Annotated in this window: 13 protein-coding genes and 1 other RNA gene; 4 read left to right on the top strand and 10 right to left on the bottom strand. The window is 48.5% G+C overall.

Going from position 1 to position 14,973, the window contains the following annotated elements; all coding sequences use genetic code 11:
- Positions 1–7 precede the first annotated feature (7 nt).
- Together H8527_RS02195 and H8527_RS02190 are read right to left on the bottom strand one after the other, a co-directional pair.
- Positions 8–436 (bottom strand): phage holin family protein, encoded by a 429-nt coding sequence (locus H8527_RS02195; protein WP_187545205.1) that lies wholly within the window; start codon positions 434–436, stop codon positions 8–10.
- A gap of 9 nt (positions 437–445) precedes the next feature.
- Positions 446–652 carry a YtxH domain-containing protein gene (locus tag H8527_RS02190; protein ID WP_187545204.1) on the bottom strand — a complete coding sequence of 69 codons (207 nt, stop codon included), beginning with the start codon at positions 650–652 and terminating at the stop codon, positions 446–448.
- 255 nt (positions 653–907) lie between these two features.
- Here H8527_RS02190 and H8527_RS02185 point away from each other — a divergent pair, with 255 nt between their 5' ends.
- Positions 908–1,399, top strand: coding sequence for an SPOR domain-containing protein (locus H8527_RS02185; RefSeq protein WP_187545202.1), 492 nt, complete (start codon positions 908–910; stop codon positions 1,397–1,399).
- Between the two features lie 106 nt (positions 1,400–1,505).
- Here H8527_RS02185 and rnpB read toward each other — a convergent pair.
- Positions 1,506–1,895, bottom strand: an RNA gene (rnpB, locus tag H8527_RS02180) — RNase P RNA component class A.
- A gap of 98 nt (positions 1,896–1,993) precedes the next feature.
- Here rnpB and H8527_RS02175 point away from each other — a divergent pair.
- The 3 genes from H8527_RS02175 (at position 1,994) to H8527_RS02165 (ending at position 5,406) form a co-directional block, all read left to right on the top strand.
- Complete coding sequence (locus tag H8527_RS02175; RefSeq protein ID WP_187545200.1) at positions 1,994–3,295, top strand: alpha-L-fucosidase; 1,302 nt, start codon at positions 1,994–1,996, stop codon at positions 3,293–3,295.
- Between the two features lie 206 nt (positions 3,296–3,501).
- Positions 3,502–4,746, top strand: coding sequence for a DUF5103 domain-containing protein (locus H8527_RS02170; RefSeq protein WP_222935081.1), 1,245 nt, complete (start codon positions 3,502–3,504; stop codon positions 4,744–4,746).
- A gap of 21 nt (positions 4,747–4,767) precedes the next feature.
- Entirely contained in the window at positions 4,768–5,406 is a 639-nt protein-coding gene (locus H8527_RS02165) for a trimeric intracellular cation channel family protein (RefSeq protein WP_187545196.1), read from the top strand.
- A gap of 152 nt (positions 5,407–5,558) precedes the next feature.
- On the opposite strand, the gene H8527_RS02160 is transcribed toward H8527_RS02165, so the two are convergent.
- The 7 genes from H8527_RS02160 to H8527_RS02130 all read right to left on the bottom strand — a co-directional run.
- Complete coding sequence (locus H8527_RS02160; protein WP_187545195.1) at positions 5,559–6,254, bottom strand: hypothetical protein; 696 nt, start codon at positions 6,252–6,254, stop codon at positions 5,559–5,561.
- A gap of 245 nt (positions 6,255–6,499) precedes the next feature.
- The gene (gene gdhA, locus H8527_RS02155; protein WP_187545193.1) at positions 6,500–7,837 is read right to left on the bottom strand and encodes an NADP-specific glutamate dehydrogenase; all 1,338 of its coding nucleotides are present in this window, start codon (positions 7,835–7,837) and stop codon (positions 6,500–6,502) included.
- A 194-nt stretch (positions 7,838–8,031) separates the two neighbouring features.
- Positions 8,032–9,771, bottom strand: coding sequence for a DUF4153 domain-containing protein (locus H8527_RS02150; RefSeq protein WP_187545192.1), 1,740 nt, complete (start codon positions 9,769–9,771; stop codon positions 8,032–8,034).
- Between the two features lie 122 nt (positions 9,772–9,893).
- The gene (gene serS, locus H8527_RS02145) at positions 9,894–11,171 is read right to left on the bottom strand and encodes a serine--tRNA ligase (RefSeq protein WP_187545190.1); all 1,278 of its coding nucleotides are present in this window, start codon (positions 11,169–11,171) and stop codon (positions 9,894–9,896) included.
- A gap of 178 nt (positions 11,172–11,349) precedes the next feature.
- The gene (locus H8527_RS02140; protein ID WP_187545189.1) at positions 11,350–13,503 is read right to left on the bottom strand and encodes a translation factor GTPase family protein; all 2,154 of its coding nucleotides are present in this window, start codon (positions 13,501–13,503) and stop codon (positions 11,350–11,352) included.
- A 447-nt stretch (positions 13,504–13,950) separates the two neighbouring features.
- Positions 13,951–14,421 (bottom strand): HU family DNA-binding protein, encoded by a 471-nt coding sequence (locus H8527_RS02135; protein ID WP_187545187.1) that lies wholly within the window; start codon positions 14,419–14,421, stop codon positions 13,951–13,953.
- 116 nt (positions 14,422–14,537) lie between these two features.
- Positions 14,538–14,973: DUF6591 domain-containing protein (locus H8527_RS02130; RefSeq protein WP_370539217.1), on the bottom strand; the 436-nt coding region annotated here is incomplete at its 5' end.

Genomic DNA, 14,973 nt, shown 5'->3' with positions numbered 1-14,973 from the left:
TTCAATCTTAAAGGTAGTCGTAATCTTCTCCACGCCGTGCAGCACGATATCCATCAGAAACAGTGCTGTCTTCGGGGCGATGGTCGTCGGCCAAGAAGAGGCGTTCCAAAAGAGTGGCTATCGGATTAAGCAGAAGAGGACGCCGTAGGGAATAGGCCAAAAAGGCCAAGACGACATAGCCCACGGCAACAATAAGATAGGCCATCGCCAATCCTCCAACGTGTGAAGCCAAGAAGTGGACAGCTGCAAAGGACAAGAACACGACCACCAGCGCTGTGATGCCAAAAATCACCGCTCCTAAAATGAGTGTCGTGGCCAAAAGGGTCATCTTGCTCACAAAATCGAGCTGTAAACTCTCCCAGCGTAACTCTCCGTAGCGTTTGAGATTTTCGACCAAACGCACCAAGGCTTCGATGTTCTTATCGTTTGAAAACACGGTCAGGAATTATGCGTTAGACACATTGAGTTCGTCGGCGATGTCGTCGACCAGATTTTCGAGCTCTTTGCCGTTGAGCTTGATGCCACGCTTACGGATAGCTTCAGCGATGCGTGAGCGAGTGTCTTCACCGCGTTCGGGAGCAAAGAGGATACCACAAGCGGCGCCAACAGCGGCACCACCAAGAAATGCTGCAAGGATGCTTAAACCTTTCATAATAGTTGGGTGTTAGAGGGTTAATAAATTTTCGACTTCAAAAATAGCACTTTTATTTGAGAAAAGGCAATAAACTTACTCAAAAGTAGAAGGTTTAATCTTTTTTTTGCCTTTTCTTGGCCTTAAATAGGATTTTCATTGTAACTTTGCCACATTAAATCTTTCCCTCTGAACGGATTTTCCTCAGAAACAGAGGACGATTTTTCCTTTCGTAGAAATAATCATCATTTTCATTGCATAAAAGTCATTTTCAACATGAAGAATCACATCATTCTCGCCCTTTCCCTTTGTGCCGCTGTGGCGTCCCTCTCTTCTTGTGGCTCTCAAGAAAGCGCTTATCGTAAAGCCTATGAAGCTGCTCGTGCTAAGGAACAGCAGAACAACACACAGACCGTGACTGTTGCTCCCAAGCAAGAAGTAACCCCCGTTGTGACGACCCCTGTCGTGGTAGACGATGTACCTGTACGCACCATTGCCGGTGGTGTCACTGTCATCAATGGTGAGCCTCTCAAAGCTTATAGTGTGGTGGTGGGCAGTTTCATCAATCAGACCAATGCCGAGGGCGTGATGACAACGTTGCGCAATCGAGGTTTTGCTGCACGCGTGGTGAAAACCAACGAAACCATCAATGGACATACCGGTTGGTTCCGTGTAGTGGCTTCTTCGTTCGATGACAAAGCACAAGCAGCGCAAAGCCGCAACCAGCTCAGAAGCACACATCCTGACGCTTGGCTGCTGCAGAACTAAGCCGCAGTGTTGCTTTGCGACAACCCTCTTATAAAAAATGGGCCATAGAGACGTCTCTATGGCCCATTTTTTATTTTATGTAAAGCCGTTTGGTTCTTGAAAAGAAAGGAGCAGCCGGCCGATGAGCCGGGTTTTGTCTCTCACGCGGGGTGAGCCGTCTGTCATTTATCTTGGTGAGCCGTTGCCGACCCACTCTATCGTTCTACCCTCCGACCCATCTCCATAGAGATTTGAGCGAGCAACTCTTACTGCGTCGGTTTACATGAACTTTCAACTTCCGATGTGCACGGCCTGAGACGTCACCGTTCAGCCGGTGGGCTCTTACCCCACCTTCTCACCCTTACCCCTCGAAGCCCTTAGGAGCGTGAGGGGCGGTTGTTTTCTTCTGCACTGATTTACTCTCGCGAGCAACTTCCCATTAAGAAGCGGAATGCTCTGTGTTGCCCGGACTTTCCTCTTACATCACAAGAATGCAAGCGACAGACTGTCCGACTGCAACCTTTCTGCTGCAAAAGTACAACTTTTCTCTGGAAAACGTGGGGAAATCGGCTTTTTTCACTACTTTTGCGCAGAGAATAAATCCTTTACGTCCCCATGAAACGCTTTCTAGTCTTCCTCTTCGCTCTGCTGCTCTGGACATCGCCCTCCACAGCACAACATTATCAACCCTCTTCCGAAAATCTCAATAGCCGTCGTGCCTTTGCGGCCGACCGATTGGGCATCTTCCTGCATTGGGGAATTTACTCGATTTTCGGACAAGGCGAGTGGTATATGCAAAATGCCAATATCGATCACCGAGAGTATGCCAAAGCTGCCAATGCTTTCTATCCTCATGCCTTTGATGCCAATGCCTGGGTGAAAGCCATCAAAGCCTCCGGGGCACGCTACATCACTTTCACCACACGACACCACGATGGTTTCTCGATGTGGGACACTCGAGCGAGCGACTACAACATCATGCATACTCCCTACGGACAGGACATCGTGGCTCAACTTGCCCGTGCCTGCCACGACAATGACATCGCATTGCACCTTTATTACAGCCACATCGACTGGACGCGTGATGATTATCCCACCGGACGCACTGCCCGCCACACGGGCAAAGATCCCAAGCTGGAGAATTGGCCTCAGTATTACGACTTCATGAATCGGCAACTGACCGAGCTCCTCACACGCTATGGCTCTATTCGTGCCATCTGGTTTGATGGCTGGTGGGATCACGATGAGGACAGTGTACCCTTTGATTGGCAGTTGCCAGGACAGTACGCGCTCATCCATCGCCTGCAACCCGCGTGTTTGGTGGGCAACAATCACCACCAAACTCCCTATGAAGGGGAAGACATCCAAATCTTTGAGCGGGATGTGCCTGGTGAAAATCACGCCGGACTGAGCGGACAAGACATCAGCCCTCTCCCTCTTGAGACCTGTCAAACGATGAATGGTATGTGGGGCTATCGAGTGGCCGATCAAAACTACAAGTCGCCTGAAACGCTCATTCGCCTACTGGTGCGCACCGCCTCCAAGGGGGCAAATCTCTTGCTCAACATCGGTCCGCAACCTGATGGCAATCTGCCTACGGCGGCACTCGAACGCTTGGCAGACCTGGGCAAATGGCTCAGTCGTTATGGGACAACCATCTATGGTACGGAAGCCGGGTGCTTGGGAAATGGTGAAGATGTGGTGAGCACACAACGAGGAAACGAGGTGTACCTACACGTGCTTGACCCCAACTGCACACATATAGAAGTGGAGTGCGACCGACGCGTCAAACGCATGACGCCCTTTGGCAACACCTTGCCGATGACATTTCAGCAAACTCGCAGACGCTTGTCCTTTGACCTCCCACCTGCAGACAAAGAAATGGCCGACCGCATCTTTGTGATTTCTCTAAAGTAATAAGTCAGTCTTCAAAACTAAACGTAATTATCTTAGTTGTAGGCGATTCTCTACTTTGCAACCCTCTTTGTCTCCCCTTTTCCGTCATCTTACCTTTGTTCATCAGTCGTGTAGCCCGCTACACTCCTTCTTCTCAAAGACAGCCTGACGAAAAATTGAAACAAATATAGTATCCATTAATTTTGAACACCTACTTAATGGAATTTATGCGTCGCATTAGTTTGCTCTTCCTCTTTTGCTATTGTTGCGGAGTCCTCTTTCCTCAGCACCACCGAACGTTGCGCGACGATGTGTGCACGTTGCGCTGTGAAGTCGATGGACGGCTCTCAGCCCTCCCGGTGATTCAGCTTCAGGGGGCTCAGTTGATGCACGTGAGCTTCGACCAAATGTCGCACGACAACCTGCGCTTTTTCTATCGGGTGGAACATTGCGACTTCAACTGGAAGCCCACAGAGGGACTGTTTGCCGCAGAGTTTATGGAGAGTACTCAAACTGATGTGCCCATTGAGAACCATAGCGAGAGTCGCAACACTTCGACGCTCTACACACACTATTCCTTTTCCTTTCCCAATGGTGAAATGCGCCCTTTGATTTCAGGAAATTATCGCATCACGATTTTCGATGATAATGGAGAGAAGTCAACGCCTGTTGCTGAGGTCTGCTGTCGAGTCGTAGAGCCCATTGTGGGCGTGCAGGCACAGGTGAGCAGCAACACTGACATCGACTGGAATGCCCGTCACCAGCAAGTGAGCGTCGAACTAAATGCCCAAGCTCTGCCGAGCAATGACTTGCGTGAAGCCTTGAAGGTCGAGATTGTGCAGAATGCCGATGTGGATTGCGCTGTTGTTGCCCCGGCCCCCACATTAACCCGAGGAGGGACATTGATTTGGCAGCATTGTCCGGACCTCATCTTCCGAGCCGGCAACGAGTATCGAAGTTTTGAGATGCTCAGTACGCGTTTCCCCGGTATGCACATGGAGCGTATCGAGTGGTTTCCTCCTTACTTCCATACCACATTGCAAACTGATGAGCCTCGAAAGAACTACTTGCTGGTAGGGGACAGCAATGGCACGAGCGTCATCCGCAACACGGACAATCAAGACAACGCCACCGAGAGTGAATATGTCTTTGTGCATTTTAGTCTCCAAAGTTCTCCTTTGCCCAACACCGAAATCTATATTGATGGACAATGGACGAATGGCCCTCCTCAGCAGTATCGTATGACCTACGATGAGCAACGGCAAGCCTATGAAGCTGCTTTATGGCTCAAACAGGGCTATTACAGCTATCGTTATCTTACTCTCGAAAAAAAGGTGGGGCACCCGACAGACTCCTCTCTGATAGAGGGCGACTTCTTCCAAACCACCAACGACTACACCATTCTTATCTACTACCAAAGGCCGGGCGAACGCTACACCCGACTGGTAGGAGCAACCACTGCAAAAAGCTGATTTTTCCTCCTTCTGTACCACATGACTTTTCTTCCTCTCGAACTGACTTTTGTCAACCTGCTCGACTATATCGGTACGCTGGCTTTTGCCATTTCCGGCATTCGTTTGGCCAGTGCCAAACGTTTTGACCTTTTTGGAGCTTACGTTGTAGGTTTGGCCACAGCCATTGGGGGCGGCACAATCCGCGACTTGCTGCTCAATGTGCCTATCTTTTGGATGCACAACGGCATCTACTTCCTCATCAACCTGGTGGCCTTGCTCTTGGTGGCGCTATTTGGAAAGATTGTCATTCGCCAGCGAAACACTTGGTTCATCTTCGACACCATCGGTTTGGGGATGTTTGCCGTGATTGGCATCGAAAAGACGCTCTCCACCGGCTATCCCTTTTGGGTGGCCATCGTGATGGGGGCGCTCACCGGTGCCGGCGGCGGTGTGGTGCGTGATGTCTTTCTCAACGAAGTCCCACTCATCTTCCGTGCCGAAATCTACGCTGTGGCCTGCGTGTTCGGTGGCATCGCCTATTGGGCTTGCCGAGGTTTAGGCTTAGACTCCGTAGGGTGCGGCTTAGTGTGCGGGGCCGTCGTCATAATCTCGCGAGTGGTGGCTGTACGCTACAAAATCAATCTGCCCACCCTCCGAGGCGATGATATTTCCTCTTAAATAGAAAATAAGTAGATGCTCAAAGTTAAATGTTCCCATTTATTTTGAGCATCTACTTTATCAAGAACTCCGAATAGGAAAACTATGAGAACACTACAATAAAATATGGAGCCTCCAAAGGGGACTCCATATTATACCATATTATAGTTTAATCATTTCACCTTAAAAATGACGTTCATAAAGGTGTTTTGCGTTGCTTCTGCGCCAGGAATTACTTTATAGTGCAACTTGCCATCATTATCTACACTAACATTAGAGAAGACCAAAGGGTCATAATAGGTAATGTAGTATTCCAAATCCGCTGCTTGCTCCACAGGAAGTTCACCTGCTGTATTGCTGGCAGCAGAGGTACTGGTGGGAGTCGGTGAGGCAACATAGTGTGTGGCAAACTGGTCTGCATAGGTCTGATAGAGATCCACAACAAATTCTTGAGTTGTCGGATTGTAACCCGAAAAAGTCGTTTCTAAAGGTAATACCATACAAGGCATATGGAAGAAAAGCGGCTTTGCTGCCGGTGCAGCTCCTATCACTCCTTGATCATTAGCATGGAGAACCCCTCTTTGATCAGGGTCTCTGAAAGTATGGGTTGCATTATCTACATTATTATCTGAAATCTTAAACTCTTGATCTTTTCCAGCCGCCGAAACTATTCCATTGCTTTGGGTGCGTATACTATTAGTAGAACCATTCTGAGGTAGTTCTCGTATACGCACTGTCCCATTTACATTTAATAGTTCTGTTGGCTTACGTGTGTTGATACCAACCGCATCTATTGATTGTCCCCACATTCCCAAAGGGAGTGCAAGAAGTACCCAGAAACTGATTTTCTTGAGAGATGTTGCTTTCATAATAAAATAGAGCATTATCAATTTGGAACAAATGAAGTGGATGTAATTTATAGTATATACTATCCTAAATTGATTGTAAAGATAGTGATTATTTTTTGATTCTACTTACTTTTCAAATTGGAAATAGAGATAATAGAAAATAGAGAGTCGATATTGATATGCCTAAAAAGCAAAAACCACTCAAAAGTGAAACACTGAATATTGTGAAACACTTTTGAGTGGGAGTATTGAAAAAGGATTCAGAGTTATACAATGCCTTGTGCCATCATGGCTTTAGCCACCTTCATGAAGCCTGCCACATTAGCACCCTTCACGTAGTTGATATAGCCATTAGGTTCTGTGCCATAGGTAACACATTGCTTGTGAATACCATGCATAATTTGGTGTAAACGTGCATCCACATCTTCGGCAGTCCAACTTAAGTGCATGGCATTCTGACTCATTTCAAGACCAGAAGTGGCCACACCGCCGGCATTGACGGCTTTGCCGGGAGCATAAAGCATCTTTTTTTCGATAAAGAGGTCTATGGCTTCAGGAGTGCAACCCATATTGGAGATTTCACCGACACAGAGCACACCATTTTCGTGCAACTGCTTGGCGTCAGCACCATTCAGCTCATTTTGTGTCGCACAGGGGAGAGCAATGTCTACCTTGACTTCCCATGGGCGTTTGCCTGCCACAAATTTTGCATTGGGGAACTCTTCGGCATAAGGTGCAACGATATCATTACCGGAAGCACGAAGTTCGAGCATATAGTCTATCTTCTCGCCGCTAATGCCATCGGGATCATAGATGTAGCCGTCAGGTCCGCTGATGGTCACGACCTTTGCTCCAAGTTCTGTGGCTTTGGTGGCAGCTCCCCAAGCCACATTGCCGAAGCCCGAGATGGCGATGGTCTTCCCCTTGATGTCAATTCCTGCCGTTTGAAGCATCTCATTGACAAAATATAGTCCGCCAAATCCTGTGGCCTCGGGACGAATAAGGCTGCCGCCAAACTCAAGGTTCTTTCCTGTGAGGACGCCTGAGAAGTCTCGTGTCAGCTTCTTGTATTGTCCAAACAAGTAGCCGATTTCACGACCACCAACACCGATGTCGCCGGCGGGAACATCTATTTCCGGCCCAATATAGCGGTATAGTTCATTCATAAACGCTTGGCAGAAGCGCATGATTTCGGCATCGCTTTTGCCACGAGGAGAGAAATCGCTTCCTCCTTTTCCGCCTCCCATGGGAAGAGTGGTGAGGGCATTCTTGAAAGTCTGTTCAAATCCCAAGAATTTAAGGATACTCAAGTTTACTGACGCGTGAAAGCGCAAGCCCCCCTTGTAAGGACCAATCGCGGAGTTGAATTGTACGCGGTAGCCCAAATTGACTTGTACTTTACCACGGTCGTCTACCCAGGGTACACGGAAAGTGATGATACGTTCGGGTTCTACGATACGCTCCAACAAGGAGGCGCTTTCCCATTCGGGGTGTTGATCATAGATGTCAGCAATCGACAGCAAGACTTCGTGAACGGCTTGCAAATACTCTTTTTCACCAGGGTGACGAGCCTCGAGTTGGCTCATAAAAAGTTCAATGTTCATAATAAAGAGGAAGTTTTAGAGAATAAGGGTTAAACAATGATTTTGCAATGCGAAGGTAGAAATATAATTGTTTACGGACAAGTTTTTGGACGTTTTTTTTCAAGAAACTGCGTTTTTAAGGCAAGTCCCTGCGGAAATGTGTCACTTCCTCCGAGGAAAGTGGGCTGATTTTGCCCTGAGTGAGTTGACAAATGTCATTTTCGGAAGAATACATAAGCCCCACTTACCCGTAAAGAAGAAGCCTCCGGATTGTTGGGCACATAAGAGCCTTCGATACTTTCCAACACCAGATGATACTTTCCACTTATTGTAGGAAAAAAACGAAGATGAAGGTTGTCGTCATTTAGAGTAGACAGTTCGTGAATAGTCGCTCTTACGCTATCATCAACCGTCGTATATTCAGCCTCCTTTCCCTCTTGCTTGCCGACACGCTCTGAGAATTGAAAACTGATGATTGCAGTACTATCTTTCCACGAGCAGTCTACATTTAGGTAAGGGATATGAATCACTTTGCCAAATCCTTTGGGGACATTGATGGCTTCACGTATCTCGGCACTTAGCAAAATCTCACCCGCTTGCTTTGCGGCTTCTGCTTGTGCATAGTCGTCCGTCCAAAGAGAAACATCGCTTTTCACCCATTGTGCCACTTCCTTCTCATTGTAGCGGCTTTCGATATACCGTAAATTCTCTACAATCGCTGCACGGCGTTTGCCCTGATAGTGTTGCAACCAAGTCTCAAATTGTGATTGGTTCATGGGAGAGTTCGGAGGAGGAAAAGAAGCCCACAGTTCTTGCAGTTTGACCTTGCGCGCAGACAAGGCTATCGTAGAGAAGTTGATGGGCAATGCCGATGAAAGTAGAAACAGCGTACCAAAAGAGAGGGCGACCCAGTGGATGCGGCGAGCACGAGTGACGAACAGGCCGATACACACACCGTAAAACCAGATGTTGAGCAGCAAGGCATAAAGTCGCATCTCGGTCACACCATAATCCGATAGACGCCGACAGATGCCGATAGTCATCAAGAGCAGAAGAGGTAGGATAACGATAGAGAGCCATCTCACCGCACGACATTCCCAAGCATTCGGACGTTGCTGCATGGCAGGATAAAGCGTGAAGGTCAAGGCAATAGTTCCGAAAGTCAGCACAGAGACCATCCAGCCCACACCCCCGTTGGGCAACTCCCATTGCACCAAAATCGTAAGTGCATAGACATAGAGCACAAACACGTACAAACCCAATAAGGGAAGGAAAAGGAAGCGCACGATGCCGGTCAGAAAGTTGGACGGGACGATGTGATGACAATGTTTATTATCCCCTTGAGGAAAGCGACTCATCCACAAGAGTATCGGCAACATCAGTTCGAAGAGTACGGCCGTCGTGCCATACCATTCCCAGTCGAGAGAAATTCCAAACAATAAATCCAGCGAACTGATGAGCAGACACAGCCCACCGGTCATGATGCTGCCCACCAGCAGTGCCACCGCTGCACCGACAAACACCTGCAAAGCAAAGTGCCAAGAAGGGAGGTCATCGCGTTCTCGAAAGAAGGGCAGAAAGAAAAGAGCTAATCCCAAAGACACGATGGCAGAAAGATGACCTATCCCTAAACCTGTGCTGAACGCATCGCTGCTCAACGACCACAGCCACAAGCTGTCCACCAGAAGCAAACCATGACCCAGTGTGCCCACGATTACCTGTCGAGAACGTGACACCCTTTCTTCACCCCATAGCTGCAAGACGAGGCTCAACAGCAAGCCCACTGAGGTATAGTAAATCAATACACCAAATTCATAATCACTCCAAAGGGATTTTTCATTCCATATTTGCAATAGAGAAACGCTTCCTAATGCCAACAAAAAAGCAAAAGCTAAACCAAATCGCTGCATAGCACCTATGACAGCCGATAACCAATAAGACAGAGACAGTTTCATTGTTTTAGATGAGTGTTACTTGAAGGTCAGGATGAAAAGAAAATTCCAAGCGCGCGTTACCCCGAGTCTGATTGTCGGTGAGGGACGCGCGCCGGAAGAATGTGGAGCAAAAAGGGCAGTGCTTAGGAAATCATCTCGCAGCCCATATAAGGCTGCAAAGCCTTCGGGATGCGGATGCCATCGGGAGTTTGGAAGTTTTCGAGCAGAGCGGCCACGATGCGAGGCAAGGCCAGTGCCGACCCATTGAGGGTGTGGCAGAGTTCGATTTTCTTGTCTTCCGCACGGCGATAGCGGCAATGGAGACGGTTGGCCTGATAACTGTCAAAATTAGAAACCGAAGACACTTCGAGCCAACGACCTTGTGCTTCGCTGTAAACCTCAAAGTCGTAGCAAATAGCGGCGGTGAAACTCATGTCGCCACCACAAAGTCGCAGGATGCGATAAGGGAGTTCGAGCTTCTGAAGCAGCCCTTCGACGTGATCGAGCATCTCTTGATGGCTTTGTTCTGAGTGTTCGGGGCGGTCGATGCGCACAATTTCGATTTTGGAAAATTCATGCAAACGGTTCAGTCCACGGACGTCCTTGCCATACGAACCGGCTTCACGGCGGAAACATTGCGTATAGGCGCAGTTCTTGATGGGCAGGTCCTTTTCGTCAAGGATGACATCGCGATAGATGTTGGTCACAGGAACTTCGGCTGTCGGGATGAGATAGAGATTGTCGAGCGTGCAGTGGTACATTTGGCCTTCCTTGTCGGGAAGCTGACCGGTGCCATAGCCCGAGGCTTCGTTGACCACGGTGGGGGGCATGATTTCTGTGTAGCCCGAAGCGCGTGCTTCATCGAGGAAGAAGTTGATGAGGGCACGTTGTAGGCGGGCGCCCATGCCTTTATAGACGGGAAAACCAGCGCCCGTGATTTTCACCCCGAGGTCAAAGTCGATGAGGTCATACTTCTTGGCAAGCTCCCAGTGGGGAAGGGGATGTTCAGGCAGTGCCGTTTGCCGGCCGCCCATTTTCACTACTTCGTTGTCCTCGGCGCTTTTTCCTTCGGGCACGAGGTCGTAGGGGAGGTTGGGGATGGTGTAAAGCAATTCTGTGCGCTCTTGTTCAGCGGCTCTCATGGCCTCTTCAAGTTCGGTGCTTTTGGCTTTGAGAGTGCCCACTTGGGCTTTGGCCGTCTCTGCTTCTTCGCGCTTTCCCTCCTTCATCAGTCCGCCGATGGCCTTGGCCAGTTGCTTTTGCTCGGCCAGAGTGGCGTCCATGTCCGATTGCGCAGTTTTGCGCTTTTGGTCGGCTGCCAGCACGGCTTCAATGGCCTCGCGCGCACCTGCGAAATGTTTCTTTTCAAGAGCGCGTATCACGGCTTCCTTATTGTCTGTGATTTGTTTGATTGTCAACATTTGAATTGTAGTTATTTGTTTTGCCTCGCAAAATTAGTGATTTATTTTAAGAAACACGCCCTGAAAGGTTAGAAAGTGGATCTTCAAGCAAAAAGGCTCGCCTCCACAATGGAAGCGAACCTAAAAAGTAGGGAGCAGTCTATCATTAAGACAGCTACGTTTGATTTTGAAAACTTGCTTATTCTTCGTCCTTTTGTTCTAACTCACTCACAAGTTTTGTCTGAATGTCAGAGGGCACAAGCTCGTAGCTGGCAAACTTCATGATGAAGCTCGCACGGCCTCCGGTGAGGCTGGACAAGGCCGTCGCATAAGTGCTCATTTCTTTAAGGGGCACTTTGGCTTGCAACTTTTCGTAGCCATTCTCACTGCTCATGCCGATAATCATCCCTCGGCGCCCTTGGAGGTCGCTCATCACATCGCCCATTTTGTCGGCAGGAACGAAGACTTCGACATCATAAATAGGCTCAAGCACCTTCGGACCGGCCTCACGGAAAGCTTGTGAGAAAGCATTACGTCCGGCAAGCATGAAAGAGATTTCGTTGCTGTCCACGGGGTGCATCTTCCCGTCATAGACAATGACGCGCACATCACGAGCATAAGAACCGGTCAAAGGACCTTGCTCCATACGACTCATCACGCCTTTCAAGATGGCCGGCATAAAACGGGCATCGATGGCACCACCCACCACGCTGTTGATAAACACGAGTTTACCGCCCCATTCCAGAGCTATTTCTTCTTTGCCGCGGGGCGTGATGCGGTATTCTTGTCCTCCAAAGGTGTAGGTCGTTGGGTCGGGCATGCCTTCATAGTAAGGCTCGACAATCAGATGAACTTCGCCAAACTGCCCGGCGCCACCGGACTGCTTTTTGTGGCGATAGTCTGCGCGAGCGGCTTTTGTGATGGTCTCGCGATAGGGGATGCGCTGTTGGTAGTATTCCACTGCAATTTTGTCGATGTTCTCAAGCATCCACTTTAAGGTGCGAAGGTGGAACTCGCCTTGTCCGTGCACCAAAATCTGACGAAGTTCCTTACTCTGCTCAACTTCCCATGTCGGATCTTCCTGGCGCATACGGTTGAGAGCAACCATCATCTTTTCGGTGTCGGCCTCGTTGACGGCACGAATGGCACGTGTAAACTTCGAATTGGGATATTTGATAAAATTGAAGCGATTGTCGCAGTCTTTACTGTTCAAGGTGTTGCCGGTGCGGACATCTTTGAGCTTGACGGTGCAACCGATATCACCTGCTGAAAGTTGTTCTACCTTGTCGCGCTGAGCGCCGGAACAAACAAAAAGTTGTGCCATACGTTCTTTCGAACCACGGTCGGCATTGGTCAAATCATCACCTTCGCGCACAATTCCGCTCATCACCTTGAAGTATTGCACTTCGCCGATGTGTGGCTCGATGCCGGTCTTGAAGAAATAGACACTTGTAGGGGCATTTTCGACAGGAGCAACCTCTTCGCCGCGTGTGTTGTGCACCTTGGGCATTTCATTGACAAAAGGCACAACGTTGCCTAAGAACTCCATCAGGCGGCCCACGCCCATATCCTTACCGGCACAGACGCAGAAAACGGGGAAAATGCTCCGCGTCACCATTCCCTTGCGAATGCCTTCGCGCATCTCGTCCTCCGAAAGATGGTCCGTCTCAAAGAACTTCTCCATCAGACTTTCATCATTTTCGGCCGCAGCTTCTACCAACGCCTTGTGCATCTCCTCGGCGCGGTCGCGCTCTTCGGCCGGAATCTCCTCTATCGTAGGTTCTCCCCCGTCGGCCGACCAAGAGAGCTTTTTCATCAGGATGACATCAATCAGGGCGTGGAAGTCTGGTCCTGTGCTGATGGGATACTGCACCGGCACCACCTTCGGACCATAGATGTTTTGCAAGTCTTCGACGATAGCTTCATAGTCGCAGTTTTCACTATCCAATTGGTTGACCAAAAAAATGACCGGCTTGCCCAACTTCTCCGTATAGCGAAAGTGATTTTGCGTCCCCACTTCATGTCCAAATCCGCCATTGATGAGCAACACCGCCGTGTCGGTCACGTTCAGCGCCGTCATGGCTGCACCGACAAAATCGTCCGAACCCGGACAGTCGATGATGTTGAGTTTCTTGCCCTTCCATTCCACATGAAAAGCCGTGGCAAACACCGAATAGCCATACTCCTGTTCCACCGGTAAGTAGTCGGAAACCGTATTCTTCATCGTGATGCGGCCACGGCGTTTTAAGGCGCCGGCATGATAGAGCAGGCTCTCGGTCAGGGTGGTTTTGCCGGAGCCGTCATTGCCAAGAAGGGCAATGTTTTTGATGTCTTGAGAGTTGTACACTTTCATAACAGTAAAGATTTAGAGGGGGTCGAAATGCTGCAGGAGCAGAACGTGACGACCATTAGAATAATGAAAACAAAGAATGATAGATTGTGTTTTTCAGGTAAAGGTGTCGTTTCAACGAGAAACTCATTTCACATGGAAAATGACATCTCCTCCTGTCAAATCGAGCGCAATTTACAAACTGTTTTCGAAATGGCCAACTTTTCTCTTGAAAAAAGTAGTTCCTCCTCGATTTCCGTCATTTTTGCCATTCTCTACGATGCCTCTCAAAATTGTCTTATAAGACAATTCAAATTCTCTTATAAGACAATTCAAATTGTCCTATAAGACAATTTTCGCCCTCTTACCTTCTTCTCTCAAAAGAGTGCCGACACAGTGGGTTTGGCTCACCGACAACAATAAATTTCGGTGCGCAAAACCTATTGATTTTACGCACCGAAATGAAGTCTGTCAACGGAGATATGAGTGGTTCACATCCCCCGAAGTTTTGTCGTTGCTACTCTTTTTCTTGTCCGTAGCGTTGACGATGTCCTCTTGAGCACCAAAGTCTAAGAGGGGCACTGCAAGCGTGTCGCGCATGGTTGTGCTCTTGGTGAACTGCACATTTACTCGTTTGATGAGTTGTGCGCCTTTCTGCTTGGCTTCAGCTGCCGTTGCTGCTCCTTCGGACTTCATGGTGAGGCGGAAAGAGCCTAAGTCGCCCAGACGGACGGTGCTTCCCGATGCCAACGCTTCCATCACTTCGTACTGCAGCGCATCCAAAACCGCTTTGACATCGGCACTCGACACTGTGGATCGCTTCTCCACACGTCTGATAATCTGCTCAAGACTCAACGGAGTGGTTGGAGCCATCTGTGGATAATACTTGACCACGTCCTTTTTCTGTGGGTTTTTCTTTGAACGAATTACATACTTGATCATAATTTTTTTGAATTTAGGGAATCATTAAGCAGATATTCAAAATTAATTGATACTAGATTTATTAAAATAGTTGCGATTAAATTTGAAGACCCACTTAATCCTCCTTCAGTCAAGAACTACATCGACTGAGCTGCAGCTTTTAGATACTTGGCTTGTATCTTTGTAAACTTAGCAGCTTGAGATGCGGACATTTCTCCCTTTGCTTCTTCTATTTTCTGTGTGAGACTTTCCAGTTTCTCTGTGACTTCAGCCAGTTCTGCATACATGCTCATATCACCTTTTTGAGCCTTCTTAAGCATCGTGATGTACTTATCCGTGAAGCTATCGTATTCCTCAATCACGGCATCCCAGTCTTCAGAAGAAGACGCACTCTCACTTTCACTTAGCGTGCTCTCATTTTCATTTGGAGTAATAGAAGTCGAATCGACAGTAGAGGTATCAATCGTAGAAGATTGTGATGATGTTTCCTTACAGGAAACAAGAAAAACAGCGCAGAGCGCGAACGAGACATACCATAATTTCTTCATTGTTGTTTGTTTTTTTGAAGTTAAT

Source organism: Alloprevotella sp. Lung230 (genome assembly GCF_014385435.1).
Lineage (GTDB): Bacteria > Bacteroidota > Bacteroidia > Bacteroidales > Bacteroidaceae > Alloprevotella.
The sequence above is the reverse complement of the archived record's forward strand: the minus strand, read 5'-3'. Positions and strand labels throughout refer to the sequence as shown.

Coding starts and splice junctions, on each gene's coding strand:
- H8527_RS02190 (WP_187545204.1), bottom strand. CDS start 652: ATGAAAGGTTTAAGCATCCTTGCAGCATTTCTTGGTGGTGCCGCTGTT.
- H8527_RS02185 (WP_187545202.1), top strand. CDS start 908: ATGAAGAATCACATCATTCTCGCCCTTTCCCTTTGTGCCGCTGTGGCG.
- H8527_RS02175 (WP_187545200.1), top strand. CDS start 1,994: ATGAAACGCTTTCTAGTCTTCCTCTTCGCTCTGCTGCTCTGGACATCG.
- H8527_RS02170 (WP_222935081.1), top strand. CDS start 3,502: ATGCGTCGCATTAGTTTGCTCTTCCTCTTTTGCTATTGTTGCGGAGTC.
- H8527_RS02165 (WP_187545196.1), top strand. CDS start 4,768: ATGACTTTTCTTCCTCTCGAACTGACTTTTGTCAACCTGCTCGACTAT.
- H8527_RS02160 (WP_187545195.1), bottom strand. CDS start 6,254: ATGAAAGCAACATCTCTCAAGAAAATCAGTTTCTGGGTACTTCTTGCA.
- gdhA (WP_187545193.1), bottom strand. CDS start 7,837: ATGAACATTGAACTTTTTATGAGCCAACTCGAGGCTCGTCACCCTGGT.
- H8527_RS02150 (WP_187545192.1), bottom strand. CDS start 9,771: ATGAAACTGTCTCTGTCTTATTGGTTATCGGCTGTCATAGGTGCTATG.
- serS (WP_187545190.1), bottom strand. CDS start 11,171: ATGTTGACAATCAAACAAATCACAGACAATAAGGAAGCCGTGATACGC.
- H8527_RS02140 (WP_187545189.1), bottom strand. CDS start 13,503: ATGAAAGTGTACAACTCTCAAGACATCAAAAACATTGCCCTTCTTGGC.
- H8527_RS02135 (WP_187545187.1), bottom strand. CDS start 14,421: ATGATCAAGTATGTAATTCGTTCAAAGAAAAACCCACAGAAAAAGGAC.